The 8997-nt window shown below is 39.5% G+C and carries 3 protein-coding genes; all 3 read right to left on the reverse strand.

Annotation, left to right across the window (positions count from 1 at the left end; all coding sequences use genetic code 11):
* Positions 1–2206 (reverse strand): ESPR-type extended signal peptide-containing protein (locus tag QZ055_RS06190; RefSeq protein WP_295825332.1); only part of this gene is annotated, 2206 nt, incomplete at its 3' end.
* Between the two features lie 764 nt (positions 2207–2970).
* Positions 2971–3759 (reverse strand): hypothetical protein, encoded by a 789-nt coding sequence (locus QZ055_RS06195; protein ID WP_295825334.1) that lies wholly within the window; start codon positions 3757–3759, stop codon positions 2971–2973.
* 165 nt (positions 3760–3924) lie between these two features.
* On the reverse strand, positions 3925–8997 hold a 5073-nt coding region (locus tag QZ055_RS06200; RefSeq protein WP_295825336.1), incomplete at its 5' end, for a YadA-like family protein.

Here is an 8997-nt window from a genome sequence, read left to right on the forward strand (position 1 = left end):
AGCTCATGTCGCCAGTTTTCAAACCGCTCAAGTCGATAACTGCTTTAGGGCCGTTAACAGTTTTACCATTACCATCTTGGTAAGTCAATGTAACCTTTTTGTTAGCGTCTACAGTGTATTCAGCCACATTGTTATTAGTGCCTGCTGTAGGAGCTACATGCAAGTCATTAGCTTTGGAAATACGAGTTACGTCGCCAATATTAGCTGCGTTGTTGATTGTGTCGCCACCAGATTTAAGGTTAGTGATGTTGTGATCACCAAGATCCAAGTTACCACCAGTGATACTGATGTTGTCACCACCAAAGTGCATTGTAGGACCACCATTGTTAGTGATGGATGTAATTTCTTTAAGATCCTTATTCAAGGAATATGTATATGTTTGTTGGCCAAGAGATGTTTCAATATCTTGTTTAACTGTTAAGTTCTTACCAGCTGCGTAGTTAACTGTAGTACCGCTTTGAACTTTTGTAGGTGTTGCTTCACCGTCAAGTTTACCACCGTTAGCTGTAGCATTTGTTAAGAAGTCATATTTAGCAGCAGTATCAGCAGCGTTAATTGTGTATGTAGTACGGCCATCAACTGTTTTTTCATCAACAGTAACGTTTTTACCAGCTTTCACCATGCCTTTGTCATCAAAGCCTACAGTGATTTTGGAGTCTTTCGCACCGTCATGAGCCGCTACAGTAGATACACGACCTGTACCGATTACGTTTAATTTACCGCCATCAGTTAAGAAATCACTCTTACCAGTGTTACCAGTTACAGCAACGCCAACGTTTTTCAATTGAGCCACGTTAACAGCGTCAGTGTCTGCAGTACCTGCAGCAAGGCCAGTCAATTGACGAGTTAAAGTGCTACCATTACCGATAGATACAGCAGCTGTAGTAGCTGTTTTTACATTACCAGTTAAAGGATTATATTTACGTTCATGAGGATCGGATGGGTTGTAACCTACAACACCTTTATCTGTAGTTGTAACAGAAGAAGCACCTAATGCTACACCTTCTGCAATATTAGCATTCGTTTCATCACCTAGAGCTGTTGCTCTAGTCACATTTGCTTTAGCAATATGACCTACTGCAACGCCATATTGACCATTTGCACGAGTACCAGCACCTAATGCTACACCAGATTCACCTTCAGTTTGAGATTGCATACCGATAGCAATAGAGTTTACACCCTTAGCAATTACTTTAGGAGAATCTTTACCACTTTGACCGATAGCGATAGCATTATTACCAGAAGCTTCTGCACGTGCACCAATTACAGTAGCACCAGAACCGGATGCTTTAGTTTCACGACCGATAGCAATTGTATCTAAATGAGTCGCTTCATTATCACGACCGATGGCGATTTGAGAGTTTTCATCTGCAGTCGCTGCAAAGTTTCTGCCACCATTTGTGGAGTCAGTCAAGTTATTTTTACCGATGGAGATACCACCCATTGTTTTAGCATTATTAAATTGACCCAAAGTTACAGTGTCTGCCACGTGGGATGTATTTTCAGAACCAATGGCAACTGAGTTTTGGCCCTTTGCATTATTGTTGTAACCAGCAGCAAAAGAACCTGCACCAGTAGCATTAGTATATACACCCATAGCAGAAGCGCTAGTACCAGTGGCACTAGAGTAATTACCTACTACAGTAGAATATTCACCTGCTTTTTTAGGCGTTGTTTCCCAAGAGCCTTTGGTGTAATTAACATTATTGTAGGTACCAATAGCAACAGCAGCCTTAGCATCAGCATTATTTACATTACCAACAGCAACAGAACCATTGCCAGATGCAGTATTACCAGCACCAACAGCTGTTGCCGCACCACCTGTAGCCGTATTTCTATTACCTACAGCAGTAGTCGCATTATTAGTTGATGTATTTTTTGCACCAATAGCTACTTTGCCATCATGACCAGCTACATCATCCGTAGTATTTTGGTAACCTACAACGATGGAGTTTTGCCCAACGTTATAGTTTTGACCATTACTTTTTGGATAAGTATCAGCCCAAATATTTACATGACTACCACTAGTATCATAACCTGCTTGTGCTTCTAGAGGAGCAACACCACCCATAGCACCAGCTACAGCCAAGCCAGCTAATACACTAGCCAATACTTTTTTCTTGCCGTTATTATTTTTAGCAGTTTCAGGTACTACTACATAGCAGCCTTTAGATTTGCTATAAACGACTTTAAAAACCTTATTCATAGAAACTATGAACCCCTTTCTCTCTTATAAAGAAAACACTAAATGCCTTATTCATACATTTTTTGTTTCATGAATGGTTTATGACACACGTTCACATACTATTCATTAAGATATTAATATAATAACAATTTATAAACTAATTGTAAATAGAAATTCCTGAAATAATTAAAATAAATTTTATATTTCTAAACAAGATAAACCGAATTTTCTAGATATGAGGAATTATCTCCACATACGCATAAAATAAGGGTTTTCTTTATAATAGCATTATATATAATATAATACATTATATATATAAGAGTATAAAATGGGTTACTCCAGTTTATATTTACATTATATTTGAATATCTTATACAAGATCATCTTCATCTTATATATATAAACATTCTAAATTAGATGAAGTTTAAATACAGCAAACAAGCGTTTCTTCATAAATGTGTAGAAAAAGGTAGTTAATATAATCGGTCTATTATTTTATAATTGTTTACATTTGTACAATTATTGGGGCATATAAGTATAGAAAACAATCCATAAACGCAAAAAAACAACGCCATCCTTTCGGATGGCGTCGTTTTGCATAAGGATTGTGTGCCCTAGTCGGGGGCCAGGGTACATCAAGGCCCTCAAACAATCGCCGTATGAGGGCCATATGTAGTTGTTCATTATATACACTGTGCGTCACACATCATCTTCCTAATTCATTGTATATCGTTTATGCCGAGCTCTCAGTATATTAATGATTTATAGTTAAATTTACAAACCTTATTATTGAATCGCAGCGCGCAAGTCTACTTTTTTAGTTTCTTGGTTAGCTGGACGATTGATTGCTTCGCGAAGATCTACAGTGTGTTCATCTTCCATTTTAGGTTCTTCACTAGCTTTATTTTTAACTGTTTGTTTAGCTGCGAACCAGATTGTTTCATTCATGTAGTGACGAAGTTCTTCGTTAGATACATGTTCTTGTTCTTTAGCCATTACGTCCAAAATAGCATCTTCCAATGCTTGAGCTTCGTCGTCAGTCATAGGACCGCCAACTTCTTTTTGTTTTTGAACGATTTCGTTGATTTGATCTACCATGCCACGCAATACATTGTAACCATAGCTGTTAGTGAAGCCATCTTTTTCATTGTATTTAGGCATTTCGAAATATTCGTATTCGTTTTTATTACGGTTTTCGCCATTCCAGTTCAAGAACACTTCTTGACCATGTACACGACCGATAGAGTGTGTACGGAAGTAGTCAGCGTAGTTGTGTTTATCATAGGAATGTAACCAGATTTTTTCAGCTTTAGTCATACGTTCATGGTTTTCGTATTTTACTTTAGCTTTTGCGATGTTGATTTCCGCATTTTGCCAAGCTTTCACATAGTCATGAACAGCAGACACTGTTTGTGGACTAGCCACAGGTACCAATACTACATTGCCCAATGCTGGAGCAGATACAGGATTAGGTAAGATCAAATTATCGTCATATGTTGGAGCGGATTGTGCACCTACAACGCCTGTAGAAATAACAAGAGCCGCTGCACAAGCAAGTAATGTAGATTTTTTCATTCTATATTCCTCTTTTCTATCGTTAGATTATGGTGAAAGTATCTCTCACGCGTTTACACGTTCATATTTAAAAGCACTGCTTTTATAAACAATAGGGAGGGGTAAGCGCTACACTAGGTAGCGCATACCTTCCTTTGTTCATTCAGTTCTTACACTCACAAATGATTACATACCAAGTTTTGCCATCATAGCAGCAATTTGAGCTTTCATTTGTTCGTTTTCAGCTTTCAAATCAGATACTTCTGTTTTTAATCCAGCGTTTTGTGCTTTAACGGAAGCCATTTCTTGTTGCATTGCATAAGCAGAGCTGATAGGGCCTTTGCGGTAACGATCTGCTACAGCAGCTTCGCTATCACGGTTGCCAACTTTCCAAGTTACACCAGCGTTTGCCATCATGTGACGGGAACCACCTGCCCAAGCTAAGCCTGCATGCATCATTGTGGACTCGTTTTTGTAATGAGCAACGCCCATTGCAATAGCAGAGTTACCACGGTAGTTACCATAACCAGCCATGATTTGAGTTGGTTCTAATGGATCGTATTGGATAGGTTTCAATGCTGCAAGAGCTGCACCTTGTGCACCTACACGACCGATTTCGTCTGTCAATTCATCGAAACGAGGGCTTGCACCAGTAGTCAAGTCGTACACTTTAGCGCCATCTGTAGTTTCAGATTCTTGAACACCTACAGTACCATCTGTAGATTTAACGATTGTGCGGGAATCTTTCAATTGTTTCAAGTTAACCGCATCTGTATCGTTAGTACCTTTACCAAGGTTAGTAATTTTATTACCACCCATGTTGAGGTTACCACCAGTTACGGAAAGGTCACCAGCGTTGAAGTTCAATGCAGGACCATTGTCGCTATTCTTGATGGAGTTGATACCTTTAAGGTCTTTGTTCAATTTAACTGTTAATGTATCGTTACCATCAGCTACTACGTTGATGTTACCAGCAGCGGATTGGAATGCAGTGGATTGAGCCGCAGTCACACCTTCACCTTGAACTTTAACAAGCGTATTCAACGCATGTTTGTTTTCAGTACCAGTGTTGTTACCTGTGAATTTCAAACCATCGTCCATAGTTGCTACTTCACGTTTGATTGGGTTGCCATCAGTATCTTTCAATGGGTTACCATCTTTATCTTTTGGTACGTATACGATACGTTCAGATTTGTCGCCATTGTTAGCTTCTGGTTTAACAAGAGTTTTGGAACCGTGATCTGTAGAGATATCTACACCAGTACCATCTGCACCAGCAGGGCCTTGAGGACCAGTTAAGCCGATATGACCTACGCCGTCTTTACCAGCGATGGATACAGCGTCTTTACCATCTTTACCGATGGAAACTTTCCCGTCGATACCGTTAGCACCGTCTTTACCGGAGATGGATACACCATCTTTACCATCAACGCCATTTTTACCAGGAACGCTAATGGAGTTCAAGCCGTTAAGATCTTTATCTAGACCGATTACAACTTTACCATCTTTAGTCATAGTTTTGATGTTGGATGCGCTGTAGTTGTCATCAGCTTTAGTGCCTTCGCCTACGATTTCAAGTTTTTCACCCAAGTTTTTGTGGATGTCATTGCCAGATTGAGCACCGAAGTTCAAACCTTTGTTGCCGATTGCATCAGCAGCATTTTTAAGGTCAGTAACGTTTACAGCACCGTTCTTAGTATTGTTGTCACCAGCAGCAGCATCAATCTTATCTAAGAATGTATTACCAGCTTTATCAGCGATGGAAGAACCAACGTTGTTCAACTTAGTAGGAGCTGTAGTGGAGTCACCAGCACTATTCATGGAAGCGATTACTTCATTAGGAGCTACGACAGTACCAGAACCATCTTTAGCTGTGTTGAAAGTACCATCTGGTTGTTTGTAAACTTTAGTGCCATCTTGTTTAGTGTATACCACTGGAATTTGAGCATTGTTTACAACACCTTGGTTATTAATCTTGATGTCATATTGGTGACCTTTAGCTGCATCATAAGTTGCAGATGTAGGATCATTTTTATCAGTTACGGAGATAGTGCCATCAGAAGATTCAACAGTTGTAACTTTATCTTTCAATTGTTTAACGTTTACTGCATCTGTATCAGCTTCACCAGCTTTAACGCCTGTGATTTTCTTATCGCCAGCATTGATGCCATCTTTCTTAACAGATGGGCCACCAGTGATAGTTAAACCATCGTTGTTAACAGTAGTGTCACCGATTTTTACGGAACCATCTTTAGTAAGATCAATGTCTTTAGCCAATTGAACTTTCAATTTACCGCCATCAGCATTTACACCAATGTTGTTGTCAGTCAATTTAGAGCTATCTGCACCACCAACGATATCTACTACGTTGTTAAGATGTTTCTTAATAACGTTAGGGTTAGTATCTTGGTTAGTTTGACCGTTGTCACCAGCGAACTTCATGCCATCATCGTGAGTTGCAACTTCATGTGTGTTGCCATCTTTGTCTTCGTATACGATACGAGTCAATTTATCACCAGGTTGGCCGTCAACACCAGGAACGCCGTCTTTAACGGAAATCTTAGCACTTGCGCCATCTTTACCGTCAGCACCCTTAGGACCAGTCAAGCCGATAGAGCCATCTTTACCGTTGAGTACAACAGATGCGCCGTCTTTACCGTTAACACCGATCTTACCATCAACGCCGTCTTTACCATCTTTACCAACAACTACGCTGTCAGCTTTAAGGTTTTTATCAAGTTTAACGTCGATAGTTGTGTTACCATCTGCATCTTGACCAATGATAGTCTTAACATTTTCACCGCTGTATTCAGTATCAGCTTTTGTACCTTCACCTTGGATTTTCACAGTGGAACCAAGTTTATTAGTTTTCACACCGCCAGAGTTAGCGTCGAATTTCAAGCCTTTTTCAATCAATGCGTCAGCTGTATTTTTAAGGTCAGTTACGTTTACCGCACCGTTCTTAGTATTGTTGTCACCAGCAGCTGCATCAATCTTATCTAAGAATGTATTACCAGCTTTATCAGCGATGGAAGAACCAACGTTGTTCAACTTAGTAGGAGCTGTAGTGGAGTCACCAGCACTATTCATGGAAGCGATTACTTCATTAGGAGCTACGACAGTACCAGAACCATCTTTAGCTGTGTTGAAAGTACCATCTGGTTGTTTGTAAACTTTAGTGCCATCTTGTTTAGTGTATACCACTGGAATTTGAGCATTGTTTACAACACCTTGGTTATTAATCTTGATGTCATATTGGTGACCTTTAGCTGCATCATAAGTTGCAGATGTAGGATCATTTTTATCAGTTACGGAGATAGTGCCATCAGAAGATTCAACAGTTGTAACTTTATCTTTCAATTGTTTAACGTTTACTGCATCTGTATCGTTTTCACCAGCTTTAACACCTGTGATTTTCTTATCACCAGCGTTAATACCAGTCTTAGTTACAGATGGGCCACCAGTGATAGTCAAGCCATCGTTGTTAACTTTAGTATCGCCAATTTTCACGGAACCATCTTTAGTAAGATCAAGGTCTTTAGACAATTGAACTTTCAATTTGCCATTGTCGTTATTTACACCGATGTTGTTATCAGTCAATTTAGCTTTATCAGCACCACCAACGATATCTACTACGTTGTTAAGATGTTTCTTAATAACTTTAGTTGCATCAGTTTGACCGTCGTCACCAGCGAACTTCATGCCATCATCGTGAGTTGCTACTTCGTGTTCGTTACCGTCTTTGTCTTGGTATACGATACGAGTCATAGTTTCACCAGGTTGACCATCAACACCAGGAACACCGTCTTTTACAGTAATATCAGCAGTTGCATTTTTACCATCTTTACCAGCAGGGCCAGTCAAACCAATGTGACCTACGCCATCTTTACCGGAGATAGATACTGCGTCTTTACCGTCTTTACCAGAGATACCAACTTTACCGTTGTTACCATCTGTTCCTGCTGCGCCTTGAGGACCAGTGATTGTTACACCATCTTTACCAGGTTGACCATCTTTACCATTAACAACAACTTTATCTAAGTTAGTTAAGTCTTTGTTTAATGCATAAGTGTAAGTTTGGTTACCATCTTTACCGATTTCTTGTTTTACAGTCAAGTTTTTACCTGCACCGAAGTTTACAGTTTTGCCACTTGCTACTTCAGTTTCAGTTGCATTGGAACCGTCTTCAAGGTTACCAGTTGCATTTGTTTTGAAGCTGTAGTTATTACCAGCTGCAGGAATGTTCAAGTCGGAGAAGTCGATAACTGCTTTAGTATCAGTTACAGCTTTACCATTGCCATCGTTATAAGTCAATGTAACTTTCTTAGTACCTGCATCGTATTTGTATACGTTTTCAGTACCGCTTACTACACCGCCTTTAGCTTCAGTACTACCAGCTTTAACTGCTGTAGGAGCAATGTGCAATTCAGAAGCTTTCAAGGAATCATGTACAGATTTCAATTGATCTTCTGTAGCTGCTTGACCAGATACAATATTCGTAGGATCGAAAGTTTTATTAGTCAAACCACCGATATTACCAGTTTTAGCATTCAATGTGATAGGGTTAGTACCACCAACTGTTACTGTTTCGTTAGGACCGAATGTGAGTTTACCAGAACCAGCGCCATTTGTGATAGAGTTGATATCCGTTAAGTCACCTTCAACGTTGATTTTGTATGGATCAGCGTCTGTACCAGTGCCAGTCTTAGTAGTATTTTTACCGTTTTCAATTTTTGCTAATTTAGCATTTACAGTGTAAGTTTTTTGACCTGTAGTTGCATCAGTTGTATCAGTAACAGTTACGTTGTCACCAGCTTCAACTTTAGAACCAAGACCAGTGATTACTTTCTTACCAGCATCAGTGATGTTGGAAAGATCGTTTTTAGCGATGCCAGTAATTTTAGCTTCTTCGCCATTAACTGGTTTACCATTTCCATCAACGTAAGTCATAGTTACGCTACCGTCGTTTTGTACAGCATAGCTACCAGGTTTGATGTGTTTTTCATCATCAAGATTAGCTACTTTCTTAACAGTTGTGCCACCATCAGTGCTATAAGTGATACGGTCGCCATCTTTCTTAATGGAGATGTTGTCGTTTTTGTCGCCAAGTTTAACTTCTTTAGTTGTTACACTATCAAGATCTTTAAGGTCTTTATCAAGAGCGTATGCAACCTCTGTATTACCTGCACCGTCGTTAGTTTGAGTAACAGTTAAGTTTTTACCAGCTTGCATTGTAACGGATTTACCGTCTGCAATGTT

Source organism: uncultured Veillonella sp., assembly GCF_905209685.1.
In the GTDB taxonomy this organism is placed as follows: Bacteria; Bacillota; Negativicutes; order Veillonellales; family Veillonellaceae; genus Veillonella.